The sequence below is a fragment of the Opitutia bacterium genome (genome assembly GCA_016217545.1).
Taxonomy (GTDB): Bacteria; Verrucomicrobiota; Verrucomicrobiia; order Opitutales; family Opitutaceae; genus Didemnitutus.
Window position 1 is genome coordinate 14,276 of record JACRHT010000014.1, and the last position, 19,843, is coordinate 34,118.

16 protein-coding genes, 2 rRNA genes and 1 pseudogene are annotated in these 19,843 nt (G+C 64.4%); 10 read left to right on the forward strand and 9 right to left on the reverse strand.

Going from position 1 to position 19,843, the window contains the following annotated elements; genetic code table 11:
* Positions 1 to 12 precede the first annotated feature (12 nt).
* The gene (locus HZA32_12425; protein ID MBI5424879.1) at positions 13 to 1,251 is read left to right on the forward strand and encodes an N-acetyl sugar amidotransferase; all 1,239 of its coding nucleotides are present in this window, start codon (positions 13 to 15) and stop codon (positions 1,249 to 1,251) included.
* Positions 1,252 to 1,272: 21 nt separating this feature from the next.
* Here HZA32_12425 and pseI read toward each other — a convergent pair whose 3' ends face one another.
* From pseI to HZA32_12460, 7 genes and pseudogenes are all read right to left on the reverse strand, one after another.
* A complete protein-coding gene (gene pseI, locus HZA32_12430) occupies positions 1,273 to 2,370 on the reverse strand; it encodes a pseudaminic acid synthase (GenBank protein MBI5424880.1) in 1,098 nt (365 codons plus the stop codon).
* Entirely contained in the window at positions 2,367 to 3,011 is a 645-nt protein-coding gene (locus HZA32_12435; protein MBI5424881.1) for a UDP-glucuronic acid dehydrogenase, read from the reverse strand. Before HZA32_12435 ends, pseI begins: the two co-directional genes overlap by 4 nt.
* Complete coding sequence (pseG, locus tag HZA32_12440) at positions 3,008 to 4,087, reverse strand: UDP-2,4-diacetamido-2,4,6-trideoxy-beta-L-altropyranose hydrolase (GenBank protein ID MBI5424882.1); 1,080 nt, start codon at positions 4,085 to 4,087, stop codon at positions 3,008 to 3,010. Before pseG ends, HZA32_12435 begins: the two co-directional genes overlap by 4 nt.
* Positions 4,088 to 4,097: 10 nt before the next feature.
* Positions 4,098 to 4,799, reverse strand: a complete 702-nt coding sequence (pseF, locus tag HZA32_12445) for a pseudaminic acid cytidylyltransferase (protein MBI5424883.1) — start codon at positions 4,797 to 4,799, stop codon at positions 4,098 to 4,100.
* Positions 4,796 to 5,995: a UDP-4-amino-4,6-dideoxy-N-acetyl-beta-L-altrosamine transaminase gene (gene pseC, locus HZA32_12450; protein ID MBI5424884.1), complete on the reverse strand. Its 1,200-nt coding sequence runs from the start codon at positions 5,993 to 5,995 to the stop codon at positions 4,796 to 4,798. The genes pseF and pseC overlap by 4 nt, the downstream gene beginning before the upstream one ends.
* A gap of 1,153 nt (positions 5,996 to 7,148) precedes the next feature.
* Positions 7,149 to 8,171: pseudogene (gene pseB / locus HZA32_12455) on the reverse strand (UDP-N-acetylglucosamine 4,6-dehydratase (inverting)).
* A 184-nt stretch (positions 8,172 to 8,355) separates the two neighbouring features.
* A complete protein-coding gene (locus HZA32_12460; GenBank protein ID MBI5424885.1) occupies positions 8,356 to 10,257 on the reverse strand; it encodes a tetratricopeptide repeat protein in 1,902 nt (633 codons plus the stop codon).
* Positions 10,258 to 10,439: 182 nt separating this feature from the next.
* Here HZA32_12460 and HZA32_12465 point away from each other — a divergent pair, with 182 nt between their 5' ends.
* The 9 genes from HZA32_12465 (at position 10,440) to HZA32_12505 (ending at position 18,963) form a co-directional block, all read left to right on the forward strand.
* The gene (locus HZA32_12465; protein ID MBI5424886.1) at positions 10,440 to 11,366 is read left to right on the forward strand and encodes an HDOD domain-containing protein; all 927 of its coding nucleotides are present in this window, start codon (positions 10,440 to 10,442) and stop codon (positions 11,364 to 11,366) included.
* Between the two features lie 50 nt (positions 11,367 to 11,416).
* Positions 11,417 to 13,333, forward strand: coding sequence for a PAS domain S-box protein (locus HZA32_12470; GenBank protein MBI5424887.1), 1,917 nt, complete (start codon positions 11,417 to 11,419; stop codon positions 13,331 to 13,333).
* Between the two features lie 386 nt (positions 13,334 to 13,719).
* Positions 13,720 to 14,007, forward strand: a complete 288-nt coding sequence (locus HZA32_12475; GenBank protein MBI5424888.1) for a hypothetical protein — start codon at positions 13,720 to 13,722, stop codon at positions 14,005 to 14,007.
* A gap of 35 nt (positions 14,008 to 14,042) precedes the next feature.
* The gene (locus HZA32_12480; GenBank protein MBI5424889.1) at positions 14,043 to 15,302 is read left to right on the forward strand and encodes a tetratricopeptide repeat protein; all 1,260 of its coding nucleotides are present in this window, start codon (positions 14,043 to 14,045) and stop codon (positions 15,300 to 15,302) included.
* Positions 15,259 to 15,633: a hypothetical protein gene (locus HZA32_12485; protein ID MBI5424890.1), complete on the forward strand. Its 375-nt coding sequence runs from the start codon at positions 15,259 to 15,261 to the stop codon at positions 15,631 to 15,633. The genes HZA32_12480 and HZA32_12485 overlap by 44 nt, the downstream gene beginning before the upstream one ends.
* A 118-nt stretch (positions 15,634 to 15,751) precedes the next feature.
* Positions 15,752 to 16,615, forward strand: a complete 864-nt coding sequence (locus HZA32_12490) for an HDOD domain-containing protein (GenBank protein ID MBI5424891.1) — start codon at positions 15,752 to 15,754, stop codon at positions 16,613 to 16,615.
* A 55-nt stretch (positions 16,616 to 16,670) separates the two neighbouring features.
* Positions 16,671 to 17,036 (forward strand): hypothetical protein, encoded by a 366-nt coding sequence (locus tag HZA32_12495; protein MBI5424892.1) that lies wholly within the window; start codon positions 16,671 to 16,673, stop codon positions 17,034 to 17,036.
* A 4-nt stretch (positions 17,037 to 17,040) separates the two neighbouring features.
* Positions 17,041 to 17,397: an IS66 family insertion sequence element accessory protein TnpB gene (gene tnpB / locus HZA32_12500; protein MBI5424893.1), complete on the forward strand. Its 357-nt coding sequence runs from the start codon at positions 17,041 to 17,043 to the stop codon at positions 17,395 to 17,397.
* Positions 17,398 to 17,445: 48 nt separating this feature from the next.
* Positions 17,446 to 18,963, forward strand: a complete 1,518-nt coding sequence (locus HZA32_12505) for an IS66 family transposase (GenBank protein MBI5424894.1) — start codon at positions 17,446 to 17,448, stop codon at positions 18,961 to 18,963.
* Between the two features lie 168 nt (positions 18,964 to 19,131).
* Here HZA32_12505 and rrf read toward each other — a convergent pair.
* Together rrf and HZA32_12515 are read right to left on the reverse strand one after the other, a co-directional pair.
* A 5S ribosomal RNA gene (gene rrf, locus HZA32_12510) occupies positions 19,132 to 19,247 on the reverse strand.
* A 102-nt stretch (positions 19,248 to 19,349) separates the two neighbouring features.
* A 23S ribosomal RNA gene (locus HZA32_12515) occupies positions 19,350 to 19,843 on the reverse strand; the annotation flags it as partial.

Consider the following 19,843-nt stretch of genomic DNA (forward strand, 5'->3'; position numbering starts at 1 on the left):
ATGTCCGCCGAGATCCATTTCTGCCGCCGCTGCCTCTACGGCACCAGCCACCCGCTCGGGCTCGTGCTCGATGAGGAGGGCATTTGCTCCGGCTGCCGCGTGCATGAGGAGAAGGACCGTCTCGACTGGGGCGCGCGCTGGCAGCGGCTGGAGGAAATCGTCCGCCCGCACCGCAGCGTCTCCGGCCGCGAATACGACTGCATCGTCCCGGTCACCGGCGCGCAGGATTCGTATTTCATCGTCCACGTCGTGAAGGAGCGACTCGGCCTCAATCCGCTGCTCGTCACCTACAACAAGTATTTCAACACGCCGCTCGGGATCAAAAATCTCGCCAACCTGCGCATCCGCTACAACTGCGACATCCTCTTCCAGAACGTGAATCCGGTTTCCGTGAAGAAGATCACGCGCACGACGCTGCGGGAGTTCGGCAGCATGTATTGGCCCTGCCTCGCCGGGCAGACGGTGTTCCCCGTGCAGACCGCCGTGCGCCACCGCATCCCGCTCATCATCTGGGGCGCGCACCAAGGCCTCGAGCAGACGGGCATGTTCTCGCACGAGCACGAAGTGCAGATGACGCGCCGCTATCGCAAGGACCACGACCTGATGGGCCACGAGGCCGACGACCTGCTTCTCGTCTATGATTCGCTGAAGGAGGAAGACATCTGGCAATACCGCTATCCCGGCGATGACGACCTCAACGCCGTCGGCGTCACCGGCATCTACCTCGGCAACTACGTCCGCTGGGATCCCAAGGCGCAGCACGAGCTGATGATGAAGCGCCACGACTTCCGCACCGCGCCGTTCGCCCGCACGTTCGACTGCTACGACTTCACCGACTGCTTCAACTACATGGACGTCCACGACGTCCTGAAGTTCTACAAGCACGGCTACTCGCGCGTCACCGACCACGCCACGCGCGAGATTCGCCACGGCCGCCTCACTCGCGAGCAAGGTCTGGCCCTCGTGCGCGCCCACGAGCAGGTCTCGCCGAAATACCTCGGGCTCTTCTGCGAGTGGCTGGGCATCACGCCTCGCTCGCTCCAATTCATGATGGATCAGCACCGCAACCCGCGGTTCTGGACCGAACTCACTCCGGGGCGTTGGGCCTTCAACGGCTGGAGCGTGCATTCCGGCTCCCACGACTCCGCCCCGGCCGAAGTGAACCTGTCCAAGGCGCGCTTCACGCCGACCGACACGCTCGAATACGACCGCGACGCGGCCTACATCACCTTCGGCAAGGGCCATCCCTGACGCGAGGCGTCGGTGTCCAGCTCAGGAGCCGTCAGGGCTGCGCAAATCGCCAGACGGACGGACCAGATAGTCGAACTTCATCGCCGTGCCTCGTTTCAGGTCACACGCGACGCGCTGACCAATCAGTTTCGGCAGGTGTTTCGGAGCCAGACCGTATCCCGGCCGAATGCAACGCAGGTTCGTGGCATCCAGGACATCTCCCGCTTTCATGTCTTCGACCACATACAGCGAACGGCGGAACTGGATCGACTGCTTTTCCGCCTCGGTGGCACCGTAGCGTGGCTCGCCGAGTGCAGCCCACGCCCGCTCGCTCTCGAGCACGAGGCGATTCATCTCGTCCGGCTCGAGCGAGAAGGCGCTGTCCACGCCGCCTTCCGCGCGGCTCAGCGTGAAGTGTTTCTCGATGACGCTCGCGCCGAGCGCCACGCTGGCGACCGCGACGCCCACACCGCCGGTGTGATCCGAGAGACCCACCTCGCAGCCAAAGCGCCGCCGGAGATCCGGGATCGTGCGGATGTTGGTCTGCGCCGGCGACGCCGGATAGGTGCTCGTGCATTTGAGCAGCACGAGCTGGCTGCAACCGGCCTCACGCACGGCGGCCACGGTTTCCTCAATTTCCTCCAGCGTCGCCATGCCGGTCGAGATGATGAGCGGCTTGCCCGTCGCGGCGACCAGGCGGAGCAAAGGCAGATCCGTGTTCTCGAACGAGGCGATCTTGTAGCACGGCACATTCAGCTTTTCGAGAAATGCGACCGAGGTCGCGTCGAACGGTGTGCTGAAGGCGATCAAGCCCAGCTCGCGGGCTCGCGCGAAGATGGCTTGGTGCCATTCCCACGGCGTGCTGGCCTGGCCGTAGAGATCGTAGAGCGAAGTGCCAGCCCAAGGGCTCTTCGGATTGCTGATGAAAAATTCCCGCTCCCGCAGGTTGAGCGTCATCGTGTCGGGCGTGTAGGTCTGGATCTTGAGCGCATGGGCGCCCGACCGGGCGGCGGCTTCGACGATCTGCAGGGCGCGCTCGAGGGACTGGTTGTGGTTGCCCGACATCTCGGCGATGATGAACGGCGCGCTGCCGGGGCCGACAGCGCGACCGGCGATGGTAACGGGGGCAAACGGGCTCATGGGGCGGCTTTTTCGATTTTGACGACGTAGCGGTGTCCGCGGTGTTCGAAGAACGCCGGGAACCGCTGGGAATCGACCACCCGCAGGAGCTCAAACTGCTCCGCAATGCTCTTGTGCGGGTCCAAACGGCTGTCAGCCGGGGTGCGCCGCCGTAGGTAGGCGCCAGCCTCGCCGACTTGTGGCGTGGGAACCAGCTGGGGACGGCGCGCGACGGCCGCGCTCATCAACTCCAGTTCGGCGGCGAAAAGCTTCGCCTCGATTTCGGGGAGCAGTTCATGGCCGTCCAGCACACACCTCGTTTTCAGCCAAATCCTCCCGGTGTCGACCGGGTCGGCGGCCTCGAGCAGGCTGACGGTAAACTCGGTCGCTCCGCCCAGGATTGCCCAGATGTGCGGAGACCAGCCTCGACCTTGCGGCAAGTCGCTCGCGTGCAGGACCAGCGCCGCCGCATAGCGCTCGCGTTCGGCTCGCTTTATCAACCGGCTGCAAGAAACCAGAAAAAGGAGATCGCCCCCGCCGAGCGCGGCCTGCTCGTGGAGCAGTTCGACCCAATGACCTTCGGCGCGCCGGATTTCGGTCCAGCGCTGCAAATGGGGAACCACCGGATGCCCGGAATCGCTGCACAGCACGGTGATCTTCATGAACGCTCCTTCAATTGCACCATGACCCGCTGAACACCTTGGCCGTCGACCAACGCGGCGGCCGTCCGAGCCATCGCCGCCAGCCGCGCCGGTTCACGGCGCAGGCTGTCCACTGCGGCGCCGATGGTCGCGGCCGTCACTTCGGCGTGTGAACCAAGATAGAGGCCGGCCCCGCGCTCAGCGACGGAGCGCGCGATGGGCAGCTGGTTGTCCGCCAGCGAAACCAACAGCGCAGGCAGGCCGAGACAGCAGCGTTCCCAACTGCTCGTGCCTGCCGCTCCAATCGCCAGATCGGATTCCGCCATCAGTTCGGCCATGCGCTCGCTCTGGACGTGCATTTCGTATCCGTAGCGCTCGCAACCGGCGGCCAGATTTGCGCGATGCGGATTCGCTCCGCCAATCACCACCTTCACGTTGAAATCCTGCGGCGCGAGAGTGGCCAGCCCAGCGAGCGCGCGCCCCGTCAGATTCTCCGCATCTATGCCTCCAAAAAAGACGAAGATCTGGCGGATCCGACCGTCGGCGGGATGCCGGCGGTCGCGCCAGTGGACAAACTCCTCACGCAACAGCGCATAGCCCGGGCCCGCGAGCAGCGCACAAGCGGCGGGCAGCTTGTCTTGGTAGCGCCCCGAGGTGGTGGCGTGAAGATTTTGATCCAACAGCACATCGCAGTCGTGCCGCCGGTCCGCCAAATCGTCGATCGCGAGGATGCGGGCCGCGGCCGGCCGCACGGCTTTCTCCCACCGGGCATCCAACGCGTAGTGGTCCACCGCCAGCCAGTCCCAGGAGCGACCACCGAGCGCGGACAGTGTCGCACGGGCGTCCTCCGCCATCGTTCCCCGAAGCCAGGAGGAATGCGCGAGATCGCCATCGTCGGCGGCGTTCCCATCCGCAGGAATCGAGATGAGCTCGTAGCCGCGCCGCGCCAGCATGGCAGGCAATGGGTCGACCAGCGTCTGGCTCACGAAGCGAATCTGACCGCCTTGCGCAGCGAATGCATCGGCCAGCGTCAGGCAGCGCATGAAGTGCCCGATCCCGGTGGCGGGGGAAGCGTCGGTGCGGATGGCCAGTTTCACACGGTTCGGTTTAAGCGACGGAGGGAGAAAAATACTGAGCGTGCATGCGCTCTGCGCGCTCCCAGTCCTCGGTAGTGTCGATGTCCTGCACGCGCCAGCGGGGCAGCAGCAGCGGCGAGGAATGCGGCGCGAAGAACGGTGCGCCCGCGAACCAGGCTTCGGTCCGGCCCCAGTAGAATTGCCCGGCATCGTGCAGGGCGACGGGCAGATCCTGGCTGCGCGTCCCGAAGTGCTGCGGAAAAAGCATCTCAACCCCGCCCTGCGGAGATGCGAGGAACGCCCGATGCACGGGCGCCGCGTAGTCAGTCGCGGTGAAAACGTAGGACCAGGAACCGTTGCGCAACCGCTCGAATCCGGCTTGGAGATCGGCCACCTGCACAAACGGTGCAGTCGCGTAGAGACAGCACGCGAACTGCCCGGTCCAGCCTCGCTCGTGTGCCCAGCGCAGCGCATGCGCGATCACCGGAATGGTGGCGGCATGATCGTTGGCCAGCTCCGCGGGACGGACGAACGGGGTCTCGGCCCCAAAGTCGCGAGCGATGGCGGCGATTTCCTCGTCGTCCGTCGAGACCATGACTCGCTCAAAGAGACCCGAATCACGCGCCGCAACGATCGAGTGGGCGATCATCGGTTTGCCGGCGAAAAGGCGGATGTTTTTCCGAGGAATGCGCTTCGATCCGCCACGAGCGGGAATGACACAGAGATTTTTCATCGGCTGTAGAGAGAAGCGAGGGCCTGGACGGCAGCGATGACGTGGGCCACGTCGGCATCGGTCATGGCGGCGAAAAGCGGCAGGCTGAGCGCGCGGGCGTAGAAGGCTTCGGCCTGCGGGCATTTGCCGGGGCCGTAGCCGTAGGTGCGACGATACCAAGGCTGCAGATGCACCGGCACGTAAAGCACCTGCGTGCCGACGCCGGCGGCGCGCAGCTGCGCCATCACCTCCGTGCGCGTGCGCCCCAGCGCGGCGAAGTCGATTTGCACCGTGTAGAGATGCCACGACGCGATCGCTGCGTCGGAGGAAACGCGCGGCGCGGGCGTCGTCAGCCAGTCGAGATCGGCGAACGCGGCATTGTAGGCGGCGACGATTTCACGGCGCCGTGCGAGGAAGGAGTCGAGTCGCTCGAGCTGCGACAAACCGAGCGCGCATTGCAGGTCGGTCAGCCGGTAATTGTAGCCCAGCTCCTGCATCTCGTAGAACCACGGGCCTTTTTCGCCGAGCACCGCGTCTGCGGACGGGAGAACGAAATTCGCCGGATCGCGCTCGATGCCGTGCGAGCGGAGCAGACGCGCGCGGCGCGCCCACTCATCGTCGTTGGTGACGAGCATGCCGCCCTCGCCGGTGGTCATCGTTTTCACCGGATGGAAACTGAAGATGCCGATGTCGGCCCAAGGGCTGGCGCCGAGCGGCCACGCGCTGCCTTCGGCGTGAAACGCGCCGCCGACGCCGTGGCAGGCGTCCTCGATGACGTAGGCTCCGCGCGCGCCGGCGATCTTCGCGATCGCGGGCAAATCGCAGGCGTTGCCCGCGTAATCGACGGCCACCACCGCGCGGGTGTCGGGGCGCCAATCGCGCGCGAGCGCGACGGGGTCGAGCGTGCCCGTGTTCGGATCGATGTCCGCAAAGTCTGGCGTGGCGCCGACGTAGGCTGCCGCGTTGGCCGAGGCGAGGAACGTGATCGGCGACGTGACCACGCGATCGCCGATGCCGAGATCGAGCACCTTCATCGCGAGGTGCAGCGCGGCGGTGGCGTTGTTCACCGCCACGGCGTGCTTCACACCGACGCGCGCGGCGAAGGCGCGCTCGAAGCGCTCGACAATCGGTCCCTGCGTCAGGAAATCCGAGCGGAGCGCAGCCACGACAGCGGCGATGTCGTCTTCGGAGATTTGCTGGCGTCCGTAAGAGAGCATGGCATCCGTGCGCGCGCCCTCAGGCCGCGTTTTTCCAAAGGATCTCCTGTCCTCCGGGGAGATAGGTGGGACTCTTGATGCAGCCGCGAATCATCTTGGCGAACGCGGCGAAGCGGCGGACATCGATGCGTTGGAGGATCGAGGCGGCCTGGGACTTGCGCCCAATCGTCGCCAACGCGGCGATGTGGTGGAGCTGCGCAATCAGCTCCCCGCGCAGGTCGCCGGACGCCTGGCTGCGCGCCAAGAGCGCCGCCGCGGACTCCGCGAAGAAACGCTCGCCCATTTCGTGCGGCGTGGGCGCGAACCGCTGCGCCACTTCCTCCGCCGAGACCGGACGAGCCAATTTGAAGACATACGTCGAGTCGGCCCGGTCCGTCAGCGTCAGCGCATCGCCCAGGGCGTGCACCGCCGAGCTGATCCAGAAACAGGTATACCAGCCGAAATCCTGGAAAATCACCGGCGCACCGACGGGCAACCGCGGGAGGAGGAACTGCAACGAATACAGGGTCGAGGCCCAGGACTTGCAGCCATCCACAAAAAGGGCGCTCAACTCCACCTCGGTGCGCAGGCAGTCCAGCGTCTGCGCGGTCGCGATTTCCTCGGGACGGTCCGGTAGCGGGGAGTTATGCAGCCGCACGAGACGGCTGTAGTCGTGGGGCATATGGATGGCTTGGAACAGGCGAGCGAAGTTGGCGTTGCGGCAAAGATCGTCCGCCTCCGTCGCCGCGAAAATGCCCGCGGCCACCATGGGATCGACCATGGCGCGAAGCTCGCTCGCGGAGTAGTAAAGGTCGAAGCGATCAAAAGTGTGCAGCAGCGCGTGCGGGTCGCGATGCGGATTCGACCACATGCCCGCGGCGATCGCGCGCGTCGTGCCACCGAGAAAGGGGCCGAGTTCGACCACTGCGCCGCGCCCGGACCATTCGTTGGCAAAGAGGCGGAACAGCAGACGCCGCTCGGCGACGCTCGTTTCCGAAGGAACCTGGTGCAGAAAGACGTCGCCTTGCGGCGGCGCCAAGCGCGGCGCGTTCGCCAGTGAGACAGGAGCCCGCGAAGGGAAGCTCGCGGGGGCCGACTCAGGTGACGGAGCGAGCTCCTGGAGCATCGGTGGGGGGCTGTTGCGCGCGGCGAAGCCGGGCATGACCGTGAACCCGGGATCGACTTGCTCCGCGATCATCCCGCGCAGTTCATCGATGGTGAGGAAGCGTTCGTTGGTGCCGCTGTTGTAGCAGAAGCCGGCAGGCACGCGCTTGGCACCGGTGGCGCGACAGTAGCTGTCCACGTCGTAGGTGAAACCTGACGGGAGGATCGAGTAGTAGGGGCCGCAGTCGACGGTGTTCAGACTGTCGCTCGGGGTGATCATTTCCTCGTGGATCTTTTCGCCGGGGCGGACGCCGACGACGGGGTGGCTGCAATCCGGACCGATCGCCTGTGCGAGGTCGGTAATGCGATACGACGGGATTTTCGGGACGAGGATCTCGCCGCCCCATGCGTGGGCGAGGCTCCACAGGACCATCTCGACGCCTTCCTGAAGGCTGATGTTGAAGCGCGTCATCGTCGGATCGGTGATCGGCAAGACACCGGTCTTCCGCTTCTCGAGGAAAAAAGGGATGACCGAGCCGCGACTGCCCATGACGTTGCCGTAGCGCACCACGGACAGACGAATATCGCGGTCACCACGGATGTTGTTGGCGGCGACGAAGAGTTTGTCCGAGCAGAGTTTCGTGGCGCCGTAGAGATTGGTCGGGGCGGCGGCCTTGTCAGTGGAGAGCGCCACGACGCGGCGCACGCGGGCGCTGAGGCAGGCGTCGATGACGTTTTGCGCGCCGAGGACGTTCGTCTTGATGCATTCGAAGGGGTTGTATTCCGCGGTCGGGACTTGTTTCAGCGCGGCGGCGTGCACGACGACGTCGATGCCTTCCATCGCGCGGCGCAGGCGCGCCTCGTCGCGGACGTCGCCGATGAAGTAGCGGATCGCGGGGTGGATCGAGGGCGGGAACAGTTGCGCCATCTCGAACTGTTTCAGCTCGTCGCGGGAAAATACCACGAGGCGCGCCACGCTGGGGTAGCGTTCGAGCACGGTGCGCACGAAGGCCTTGCCAAACGAGCCGGTGCCACCGGTGAGGAGGATGCTGGCGTTCTCGAGGCTGAATTCTGAACGGGAGGCTGATGTCATCGGGGGAAAGAAAACCGAGCCGATTGAGCAGCCGTCGGGCCCGGAAGCCATGCGCCCGGGCAAGTTGTTGAATGTCCGCCCTCTGCCCGTTTTTTTGTTCAGGCGACGCCGGATCGATCACGCTGTGCGCGCTGCCTCCGCCACGCGGCGGAAAAAATTGCCTCACCAACGTCCCGGGCGGCGCTCAGCGCGCAGCGAGCTCGGCCGGTGCGCGCTCGGCGCACCATTCGGTCCAGCATTGGCGGAGCGCCGCGGCGAAACGCCGGGACTGACCGACGTGGTCGAGCAAAGGCGAGCGGAGCAGGTCGGAACGCAGCGAGGCGCGAACGGCGGCGAGCGCCTGGCGGTCGCGCGCGAGAGCCACGGCTTTCGCCACGTATTCGTCGGCGTTACGGGCCACCCATTGTTCGTGGCCAACGGCCGTCAACAGGCTCGCGCTCACGCGACCGGCGTGGCGATCGCCCGCGAGAGTGATCACGGGCACGCCCATCCAAAGCGATTCGCAGGTCGTCGTCGTCCCGCAGTAGTGCAGCGTGTCGAGCGACACATCCATGCGATGGTAGAGCGCGAGATGCTCCGCCGTGCTATCGGTGCGATCGAGGAACTGGACGCGCTCGACCGGGATGCCGGCTTGCGCAAAACGCGCCGCCATGGCGTCGCGCGCGACTGCCTCACCAAGACCGCGGCCCTTGAAGAGCATGCGCGCGTCCGGCACTTCGGTCAGGATGCGCGCCCACAGTCGGAGCGTGGCGTCGGTGACTTTGCCGAGATTGTTGAAGCAGCCGAAAGTGAACGGCGCATCGGGCGTCGCGAGGCAGGGCGCGGGCGCGACATCGGGCGTGTTGTCCGGCGCCTGATAGCACCAAGCGGTCGGCGCGAAGCGGACGAGTTGCTCGACGGCCAACGTGTCGGCCTCGCCGACGGGGTCCGCGACCGCATCGGTGAAGCGATAACGGATCGCGCGCACGCCGGTCGTGTTCGGATAGCCGAGGTAGTTGATCTGCACCGGCGCGAGGTGCCGCGCGAACATCGGCAGGCGATTGATCGAGCCGGTGTGCCCGGCCAAATCGATGGCGATGTCGGGCCGGTCCGCGCGGATGATTTCTTCGACCACGTTGTTCGGTTGCGCGACGATCGGACGCCATGAGGCGGCCATCGCTTGGAAACGCCGCGAAACCGCGTCCTGCCGGAAGTGATCGTGGTAGAAGTAGAGCTCGAATTGCGCGGGGTCGAGATGCCGCAAGAGCGGTTCGAGGAAATAGGCGCACGAATGAGCGCGCAGGTCGGGCGAGATGATGGCCACGCGCAGGCGGCGGTCCGGCGAGCGATCGTGGGGAAAGTCCGGAGGCGGGAACTCGCCGACACGTTTGCCGAAAGCGACGTGCTCGCGGAAAACCTCCTCGCGACTGGCGGTGTCGAGGTTGTTCAGCGCGAACAGGCGATAGCCGTGCGCATCGAGGTTGCGCGGCTCGCGCTCCAAATAGCGGTCGTAAGCCTCGACGGCCTCCGCGGCGCGGTGCGATTGCTGGAGCACCTGCGCGCGACCGAAATGCGCCTTGGCGTAGCTGGGATCGACTTCGAGCGCGCGTTCGTGGCAGCGCAACGCATCGCCCACCCGACCGTAGAGGCTGAGCGTGAGGCCGTAGTTATACCAGCCGACCGCGTTCTGCGGATTCAGTTTCAGCGACTGTTCGTGGCAATCGACGGCCTCCTTGAGGCGATCCTGTCCCTTGAGGCAGTAAGCGAGATTGTCCCAACCCTCCACGAGGTCGGGTTTGAGGCGGAGCGCTTCGCGAAACTCCGATTCGGCGTCCTTCGGTTTTCCGGCCGACATGAGCGCGAGACCCAGCCGCATGCGGCAGACGGGATGCTGCGGGTTGATCGCGGCAGCCTTTTTGAGCAAGTCGACGGCTTCGGCCGCGCGATTCTGCTGCAGGGCGATCACGCCCGAGAGGTGGATCGCATCGAAATGGCGCGGCAACACGGCGCGGATGCGCGTGTAGAGCGCAGCGGCCTCGTTGAACCGCCCAGCGCGGTGGTGCACGATGGCGTCTTGGAGGAGGCGTTGCAGTTGGACCGGAGGCATGCGCGGAAACGCGAAACGCCGGCCGGGCATCGGTCTCCGGGTCGGTGATTCGCCAACGCTTCCATCGGCGCGAGTGGGCGGAGATTGAGCGAAATCGAATTCAAGTGCCGGTCGCATCCGCCGATGAAGAGTGCGAGTGAACGCGGGCGGTCCACGTCGGCGTGCATTCGTGACAACAACCCATGTCGCCCCTGTCTTCACCGTCCGTCCCCGGTCCTGTCGTGCTCGATGATCAAGAGATTCGGCGCCGCATCAATGCGTGCCCGAAGCTCGCATCGTTGCAGGCCAACAACGAAGCCCTCAGCGAGCTGGTCAAATCCGACCAGAGCCTCACTTCGCAGATCGCTGAGATCATCCGCCGCGATCCGTCGCTCTCGGCCCGGCTGCTGCGCATGGTGAACTCGGTCTATTTCGGCTTGGGCGCGCGCGTGAACAACATCGAGGAAGCCGTTTTCTTTCTCGGGCTCCGTCAGATCCGCGAGCTCTCCGTGGCGACGCCCGTGATCGAGGAACTCGAACGGCTGCAAGGCAACGTCTCCACTCCCCTGCCGTGGAAAGACCTGTGGGCGCACAGCATCGGCTCGGCGATCCTCACCCGCGAAATTCTCCGCGCGACGCCGCTGTCGATCGATGACGACACCGACTACCTCGTCGGTTTGCTGCACAACATCGGCAAGGTCGTGATGGCCTACGCGTTTCCGGATGAGCTGGTGCAAATTTCCAACACGCCGGCGAAGACGCCGAAGGACATCTGTCGCCTCGAGCGGCAGCTGATCGGCTGGGATCATGCGCAGATCGGCGCGCACTACCTGCAGAAGCACCAAGTCTGTGAGGAGATCGCGATGGCCGTGCGCTACCACTGCGAGCCCGACCGGGCACCGCGCCACCGGCTGTTCGCCGCGGCGGTGCAGGTGGCCGACCACCTCGTCCGCTATTCGGGAGTTTCCGGCGGGTTCGAGAAGATCGAGCCCGTCGAGCGCGACAGTTGGCTGCAACTCGAGGGTTGGAACGTGCTTTACGGCGCGGACGGCCCGGAATCGACCTTGGCTCGCGCGTCGATCGAGAACGCACTGCAACGTCTGCCGGCGATGCTCAGCGGCCTGGTCTGAGGGACCGGACGGCCTCAAGTTCGCCCGCCCCGGGCCGATGACACAACTGCATGTCAGTTGTGATCAGCGATTCCATCGCGGGCGCACGCGCGTTTCCGCCGCCGGAGGCTTTGCTCGGCGCTTGGGCGGGAAGCGACGCGCTCGTCTATTGCCGTGACTGGGAAGGACGCATCCTGGCGGCCAACCAAGCGTTTGCGCGGAAGTTCGGCTGTCCACAGACGGACCTCGCAGGCCGGCCGGTCGCGGCATGGCTGCATCAGGACGACGCTCCGGCCTTGGTCGCCGCTGACACGGAGCTGAATCAGGAGCCCCGTCGCGCCTCGTGCGAGTCCCGCTGGCTCACCCCACAGGGATGGCGCTGGATTGCCTGGGAGGAAAAGGCGATCAGCGAGGGCAACGGGTGGATCGGCGTGCGATCCGTGGGGCACGACATCACGCGACAACGCGTCGCGGAGGACCAGTATTTCAAGCTATCCCGCGCCGTCGAACAATCGCCCGTGGCGATCGCAATCACTGACGCGGACGGCAATGTGCAATACGTGAACGCCAAGTTCACGGAGGCGACTGGCTACACGCTTGAGCGTTTGCTCGACGAGGACGTGCAGGTGCTGCGCGAAGGGCATCCCGACGAGAACTCCTATCGGCAGTTCTGGGACACCGTGCGCCGCGGCCAGGAATGGCGCGGGGAGTTGATGCGCGAAGGTCCGGACGGCCGGAAAGTGTTCGAGTCCGTCCAAGTGTGCTGCCTGCGCAGCCCGACCGGCGAGGTCACTAATTTTCTGTGCCTGCGCGAGGATATCACCGGCCGCAAGACGCTCGAGGACCAGCTGCGCCAAGCGCAGAAAATGGAGAGCCTCGGCACGCTCGCGGGCGGCATCGCTCACGATTTCAACAACATCATCGCGGTGATGAACGGCTACGCGGAGTTCGCCCTGCTGAATCCCGGCGACGTGGTGCTGCTCGAGAAATGCATTCGCGAAATCAAGAAAGCCTCGCAACGCGCGAGCGGATTGGTGCGGCAGATCCTCACCTTCTCACGCAAGGCGGAAGTGCGCTTCGCGCCCCTGGACTTGAACCAACTCACCCGGGAGTTGGTGGCACTGCTTTCGGAGACTTTCCCGCGAAATCTCACGTTTAGTTTCGCGCTCGAGGAGAACCTGCCGCCGTTGCTCGCGGACCAGAATCAGCTGCAGCAGGTGATTCTCAATCTCTGCGTCAATGCGCGCGACGCCATGCCGTCAGGCGGCACCATCACCGTCACGACCAGCAGGGTCGAGGGATCGGCTGTCCCGCCCGCGATCGTAGGGGCGCGAACTTGCGCGTGCCTCGCGATCGCGGATACCGGCACCGGGATGACGCCCGAGGTGCGCGCCCGCATCTTCGAACCGTTTTTCACCACCAAGGCTGTCAACCAAGGGACCGGACTCGGACTCGCGGTCGTTTACGGCATCGTGGCGAGCCACGAAGGCGCGATCGAAGTCGAGAGCGAGCTCGGCAAAGGCAGCACGTTCAAGGTGTATTTGCCGCTCGCCGACACGGCCGTGCCTCCGGCGGTCGCCACCAAGGCCAGCGAGTTCCCGGGAGGCACCGAGTCGGTGCTCGTCGTCGACGACGAGGCCCCGTTGCGCCTCTTGCTTGATGCCGCGCTCTCGCGCAAAGGATACTCCGTCCGCAGCGCCGGTGACGGCCTGGAAGCGATCGAGGCGATCGCCACAGCCGGCGAGAAACTGGATGCCGTGCTCCTCGACTTGAACATGCCGGGCGCCAACGGACTCGAAGTCTACCGCGTAGTCCGCGCCACCAACCCCGGACTCAAGGTGCTCGTGCTCACGGGGCACCTCACGCCTGAGACCCGCGCGGAATTCGAACGACTAGGCGCGCGGCACTTTGTGAAGAAACCTTACACCCTCGAGGAACTCGGCCGCGCGTTGCGCGCTGTCTTGGACGGAAAAGAGCCAAGATATTGACCACGAGGCGCAGGAAATTTGACCCGCTCCGGACGATGGAAAAGCGCTACAGATTCAGAACCCGGAGCCGATGCAAGAATACGGCGAATCAGACCGATCCATCACCATGGACCGTTGTTGCACAACAAATGAATCAAAGCGCATACCCGCCTCGAGCGGCGAGCGTGCATTGGGCGGGAGTCCGCCTGGTGCTCACGCTTCTGCCGGTCGTGGCGACCTCCGCACCGTCTGTCGCCCCCGAACTTTCATCCGATGCGATGAGCCGACCTTACTTGTCGGCCATCGGATCTCCTGCCCTCCGTTTTGGCGAAGCGATTCCTCCCCCGGACCTCACGGTCCGGCCGCCCGCGGGACCGCCTCCGCAACTTTCGGAGGAGCATTCCGCGGTGACGCCCGAAGTCACCAAACAGGACGTCACAGTGACGGCGCCGCCGCCCGGCGCGGCCGTGGAAATCGGCACGCCCGATCCGTCGCGCTCCGCGCCGGCGAAGACTCCGGCCGCCATCCTGCCTGACGACACTCGACCCAAAGTGCGCGCCGAAGACTTCCTGCCCTTCTTCCAATTCCCCGGCAACACGCCGGCGAACGGCGACGTCACGGTCGTCGCCCCGGTGCCAACAGCACCGACGGCCGCGCCGCTCCCCGCGAGCTCAGCCACGTATAGGCAGCAATGATCCGTCCGCTCCAGTTTCTTCCCGGGGCCCGTATCTTGACGGTGCTTTTTCTCGCCGCCGTGCTGCTGCTCACGGTGCGCGGGTCGGAGAGTCCTGCGAACGCCGGAAAGCCGGCGGCCGCAGCCCCGGAGGAACGCGAGCCCAACGCCCCGGCAATTTCCGCCGAGGCCCGTGGATTGCTGAAACTCGGGACAAGTCTGACCGAACGCGGCGACTATGCCGCGGCCGAGATCGCCTATCGGCAAATCCTGTATTCCGGCTCGTTCAAGAAAACGGAACAACAAGAGGCGCTGATCGGCATGGCCCGCTGCTACCGGAAGCAGGGCACGTATACGAAAGCCGCCGCCATCTACGAAAAGTATCTGAAAGAGTTCCCCGAAGACGGCCGCGTGCCGGATGTCCTGCTCGACTTGGGCCGGACGTTGCGCGCCATGGGAGCGCACAAGCTGGCGATCGCGCGCTTCTATAGCGTGTTGAACTCGACGCTGAAACTGCCGGCGGACGCGTTCGACCACTACCAGCTGCTCGCCAAGACCGCGCAATTTGAGATCGCCGAGACGCATTTCGAATCGGGCAACTACGCCGACGCAGGGAAATTCTTCTCCCGTCTGCGTTTGCTGGATCTCGCGCCCGCCGATCGCGCACGAGCGCACTTCAAGTCCGCCTACGCCCTGCAACTCGCGGGGGAGACCGACGCGGCAATCGCCACGTTGCGCACCTACCTCGAGCAGTGGCCGCACGACGAGAATGTCCCGGAGGCGAGATTTCTGCTCGCCACGACCCTGCGGAAAATCGGCCGCAGCGACGAGGCGCTCGCGGAGACGTTTGCGCTCCTGCGCGGAGAGAAAACGCAATCTGAAGCGGAGCCCAAACGCTGGTCTTATTGGCAACGCCGCACCGGCAACCAGCTCGCCAACGAGTTCTTCCACGCTGGTGACACTCCGCACGCCCTCGCCATCTACCAAGGTTTGGCTGCTCTCTCAAACGAGCCGAGTTGGCAGCTGCCGGTCCTCTACCAGGTCGCGCTTTGTCAGGAACAACTGCGAGCCATCGAGCGGGCACGCGAAACCTACCAAAATATCGTCTCGACCGTCGCAAAGAGCGGCAACAGTTCCGCGGAACTGAACGAACTCGCCAAAATGGCCGCGTGGCGCATAACCAACATGACGTGGCAGGACCAAGCCGACCGAAAACTCAATTCCGCGTTTTCGACGACCACGGGCCAAACGCCACCACCATCCGCCACGAGTCATGACGCCCCTGGAAGCGCTACAGCAGCACCTGCAACTCTGTGAAGAGATCCACGCTCTCGCGTTGGAGGAAAACCGATTTTTGCAGCAAAACCGGCGGGCACCCGATGCCCCATTGATTGAGCGAAAGCGTGCGCTCTTGGCGCGGCTCGACGAAACGCTCGCCGCGCTGCGATCTGTCACGCCGGACGCAAGCAATCATCCGGCCCAACGCCAGGCGTTGGAAAAGACGCGCGCGCGGATACTCCAAGTGCTGCAGCTCGAAAAGGAGAACGAGCAACTGCTCTTACGCTTCAGCTTGTCCGGAACACGTCCCGCCGTGCCGACGGCCATGCCCCCGGGCATGCTACAGAAGATCTACCAGCGGCACTCGTAGGGTAACTTCCCAATAATCGCGAAAGTTCCGGCGCACTTTGCCGATGGTAAGTGGTGTGAGCGCCCCAGCCCACACGAAGGTATCTGATCGAGCCACCCCGGAAGACATCGTCCGGCAGATGACCCACCTGCCGTCGGCGCCTCGCGTATTGCCGAAGTTGAAGCGGTTGCTGAGCGATAGTAATTCATCGCTACACGAAGTCGTGGAGCTCGTGCGCCTCGACCCCGGAATCGCAGCACGTGTCCTGCAGATTGGAAATTCCGCGTATTACAACCAAGGACTGCGGTGCTACACAGTGGACGAAGCCGTCCATCGGGTGGGCTACGACCAAATCTACCAACTGGTATCAAATGCCGTAGCGTCTGAAGTCTTGGTGCGCCCTTTGGTTGTATACCAGATCGAAGCGGACGAACTTTGGGAGAATGCGATTGCCTGCGCAGTTGCAGCCGAGCTGCTGGCCGAACCACTAGATATCGATCGGGACATCGCATACACCATCGGGCTTTTGCACCAAGTCGGCATGGTCGCGTTGAACGAGTGGCTTGCGCGGTGTATGCCGCAGCTCCGTTTCGCGCGCGCGATCCTGCCGCTCGAAACGTGTGAGGAGGAACGTAGGCTTCTCGGGTTTCACAACGCGGAAGCTGGAGCAGCGCTACTCCGACTTTGGGACTTCCCGGCGGTGATGTCTGAGCCGGTCCGCTGGCAATATCTACCTACTGCAACAGCGGCGCACGGACAATTGGCGTCACTCCTCAGCCTCGCGAAATGGATCCGCGCCGCGGCAACTGGCGGTGACTGGATTCAGCCGCCCGACGACAATCTGCTGCGCAGAGGAAAAACAAACTTGCGGCGCGTGAAGCAACTAACCGACGAAGTTCGCGAGAGACTAGTGCGAATTCGATCGGTCCTTGGCGAAGCGGAAAGCGATCGCCGTGTGATTGGATTCCCGGCAGGCAATCGTGAAATCGTTGCCGTAAAGTAAGCGTCGTTTCCGGTGCCTCGTGGTTACAGGATTTCCGGGCTGATAGAGTGGAGGGATGGGAAATACGGTAACTACGGAGTTGGTGCATCACGGAGAGAGGCGCGATCGGGCAGGGCGGCAGCATGTGCCGCGAGAACGGCGTGAGCAGTTGGTGGCGGCGTTTCGGGAGAGCGGGTTGACGCGTCGGGCGTTCGCGCGGCGGGAGGGCATCCGGTATACGACGTTCTGCAACTGGACGCAGCGCGCGGCGAAGCGAGCCGGTGCGGGCCTGGCCGCGTTGGCGCCGGTGCGCTTCGCGGAGGTGGCGTTGCCGGCGAGCGCAAGGGCGAGCGGTCTGGAAGTCCGATTGGCCGACGGCACTGTGGTGCGCGGTGGCAGCGTCGAGGAGCTCGCCGCGCTGGCGCGGGCGTTGCGGAGCTGAGTCGATGCTGGCCTTCCCTCGCTCGGTCCGGATCTTCGTGGCGGTGGAGCCGGTGGACATGCGCAAGCAATACGACGGCTTGTGGAGCGCGGCGCAGTCGCAGTTGGGCGAGAACCCGAAAGAGGGTGCGGTATTTTGCTTCACGAACCGCGAGCGCACGCGGCTGAAGCTGTTGTATTGGGACGGCACGGGCGTGTGGGTGCTGGCGAAGCGGCTCGAACAAGGGCGCTTCTCGTGGCCGGAGCCAGCGGAGGCGAAGCGCAAGCTGGCGCTGACGCCGGAGGCGTTGGCGCTGATCGTCGGCGGAGTGGATTTGAAAACGGCCACGTTGAAGCCGTGGTATGAGCGGGACGAAAAATAATATAACGCGCGCGGAACTTTTGGCGCGCGAGTTGCACTCAACGCGCGCATGCCCGCCGCCGCGCCGCTCGACGAAGTTGCGCTCCTGAAACAGGAGGTGACGTTGCTGCGGGCGCAGATCGAGTGGTTCAAAAAGCAGCTCTTCGGTGCAGGCAAGAGCGAGAAGCTGGACCGCGCCCAACTGCTCCTGCAACTCAGCGAACTGGAAAAGCTCGCCGCGTCCGCCGAAGCGCCGAAGACCGCGACGATCACTTACGAGCGCACTGCTGCTCCCGCGGCGAAGCGAACGCTGCCCGCGGAATCCTTCGCGCACCTGCCGGTGAAGGAGACGGTGGTGATCGAGCCCGAGGTCGTGCGCGCCGATCCAAGTCTCTACGAAAAGATCGCCGAGGAGCGCACGTTCGAGGTGGATGTGATCCCGCCGCAGTTGTTCAAGCGCGAGATCGTGCGTCCCAAGTATCGCCACCGCCTGGATCGCAACCGCGCGCCACTGTTGGCGCCGGCGCCGAAGCGGATCGTCGAAGGCGGCTTCGCCTCCGCGGGCCTGATCGCCTGGGCGCTGACGGCGAAGTATGCCGATCACCTGCCACTCTATCGCCAGGAGAAGATGCTCGCGCGTTGGTCGAACGCCAAGCACAGCCAAGCGCCGATCTCGCGCCAAAACTTGAGCGACTGGGTCGGTGCCGCCACCGCGCAGCTTGAGCCCTTGGTCAAAGCGATGAAGCGCGACTTGCTGGCCACCGGCTACGTCGTCGCCGACGAAACGCCGATCCGCTGCAACGATCCGGACCTGCGCGACGGGAAGACGAGCACGGGCTGGCTGTGGGCGCTCGCGCGTCCCGGAGGCGATGTCGTCTTCGAGTGGCGACTCTCGCGCCGGCACGACGAGGCCGAAAAGCTCCTCGGCGAGCATTACCGCGGCTTGTTGCAGTCGGACGGCTACGAGGCCTATGCCGCCTACGTGCGCACGCGCCCCGAAGTCGAGTGGCTCGGCTGCTGGGCGCACGCGCGGCGACGCTTCTTCGAGGCCGCCGGCGAACGTCCGCGCACCGCCGAGCGCGTGCTGCGCCTGATCGGTCAACTTTATCAACTCGAACACGAATGGGACGAAGCGGAGGTCGGCACCCAACGCGCCGCGCTCCGGCAGGAGCACTTCGCGCGCCCACTGGCGCGGTTGCACCGGCTCGTCTCGGCGCTGCGAAAGCGCGTGCTGCCCAAGTCCGGACTCGGCCACGCTTGTGCCTATCTGCTCGAACACTGGACTCCACTCACCGCACATCTGCGGCACAGCCACACTCGCCTCGACACCAACGCGGTCGAGAACGCCATCCGCCCGAGCAAACTCGGCGCGAAGAACTGGCTCTTCGTCGGCCATCCCGACGCCGGCGATCGCGCGGCGGTCATCTACTCGCTGGTCGTCAGCTGCCAGCGCCACGGTCACGATCCCCACGCCTATCTTCGCGATGTGCTCACGCGCCTGCCCGCGATGACCACCAAGGACGATCTGCGCCCGTTGCTACCCGCGCACTGGAAACCCAGCACGATGCTCGCACCAGCGTCAGCGTAACTACGGAACATCCACTCCTCGCATCGGAGTTACCGTATTTACGCTGTCAATAGGCACCCTAGGCGACGCTTACGCCGTAAAGAAGTAGGGGCAAAATATTCTAAGCGTCGTGAAATTATAGCGGCAAAAAAAAGGCCCGAGCGCTGTTTTGCAGCGCTCGGGCCAAAAACCTGGCAACAACCTACTCTCGCGGGACCTAACGTCCTACTACCATTGGCTGCTCGGGGCTTAACGGCCGTGTTCGGGATGGGAACGGGTGGAACCCCCGGCATCTGGTCACCAGGAAGGGAAACTCACGGCAAAGCCGGAGTAATTGATCAAAAGTTCAGATAGCAAAGCAAAAGCTATATAAGGAGGTGAAATAAACGCCTAGAAACTGGGTCTACATAAACCGGCAAGGTCATTAGTAGCAGTAAACTAAATGCATTACTGCACTTGCATTTCTGCCCTATCAACCGGGTGGTCTACCCGGACCTTGCACCGTCTTGCGACGGATTGAGATCTTATCTTGGGATGAGCTTGGCGCTTAGATGCTTTCAGCGCTTATCTCTTCCGCACATAGCTACCCGGCGCTGCCACTGACGTGACAACCGGAACACCAGAGGTGCGTCATTCTCGGTCCTCTCGTACTAGAGAATGAACCCCTCAAATCTCAAACGCCCACAGCGGATAGAGGACCGAACTGTCTCACGACGTTCTGAACCCAGCTCGCGTACCACTTTAACCGGCGAACAGCCGGACCCTTGGGACCTTCTCCAGCCCCAGGATGTGATGAGCCGACATCGAGGTGCCAAACCGCGCCGTCGCTGTGAACGCTTGGGCGCGATCAGCCTGTTATCCCTAGCGTACCTTTTGTCCTATGAGCGATGGCGATTCCACA

Bases quoted from the DNA above. Each gene is read 5' to 3' on its own strand.
- pseI (MBI5424880.1), bottom strand. From the start codon at position 2,370: ATGAGCCCGTTTGCCCCCGTTACCATCGCCGGTCGCGCTGTCGGCCCC.
- pseC (MBI5424884.1), bottom strand. From the start codon at position 5,995: ATGCTCTCTTACGGACGCCAGCAAATCTCCGAAGACGACATCGCCGCT.
- HZA32_12460 (MBI5424885.1), bottom strand. From the start codon at position 10,257: ATGCCTCCGGTCCAACTGCAACGCCTCCTCCAAGACGCCATCGTGCAC.
- HZA32_12505 (MBI5424894.1), top strand. From the start codon at position 17,446: ATGCCCGCCGCCGCGCCGCTCGACGAAGTTGCGCTCCTGAAACAGGAG.
- HZA32_12485 (MBI5424890.1), top strand. From the start codon at position 15,259: ATGACGCCCCTGGAAGCGCTACAGCAGCACCTGCAACTCTGTGAAGAG.
- pseF (MBI5424883.1), bottom strand. From the start codon at position 4,799: ATGAAAAATCTCTGTGTCATTCCCGCTCGTGGCGGATCGAAGCGCATT.
- HZA32_12465 (MBI5424886.1), top strand. From the start codon at position 10,440: ATGTCGCCCCTGTCTTCACCGTCCGTCCCCGGTCCTGTCGTGCTCGAT.
- HZA32_12495 (MBI5424892.1), top strand. From the start codon at position 16,671: ATGGGAAATACGGTAACTACGGAGTTGGTGCATCACGGAGAGAGGCGC.
- HZA32_12490 (MBI5424891.1), top strand. From the start codon at position 15,752: ATGACCCACCTGCCGTCGGCGCCTCGCGTATTGCCGAAGTTGAAGCGG.
- HZA32_12435 (MBI5424881.1), bottom strand. From the start codon at position 3,011: ATGAAGATCACCGTGCTGTGCAGCGATTCCGGGCATCCGGTGGTTCCC.
- HZA32_12470 (MBI5424887.1), top strand. From the start codon at position 11,417: ATGTCAGTTGTGATCAGCGATTCCATCGCGGGCGCACGCGCGTTTCCG.
- tnpB (MBI5424893.1), top strand. From the start codon at position 17,041: ATGCTGGCCTTCCCTCGCTCGGTCCGGATCTTCGTGGCGGTGGAGCCG.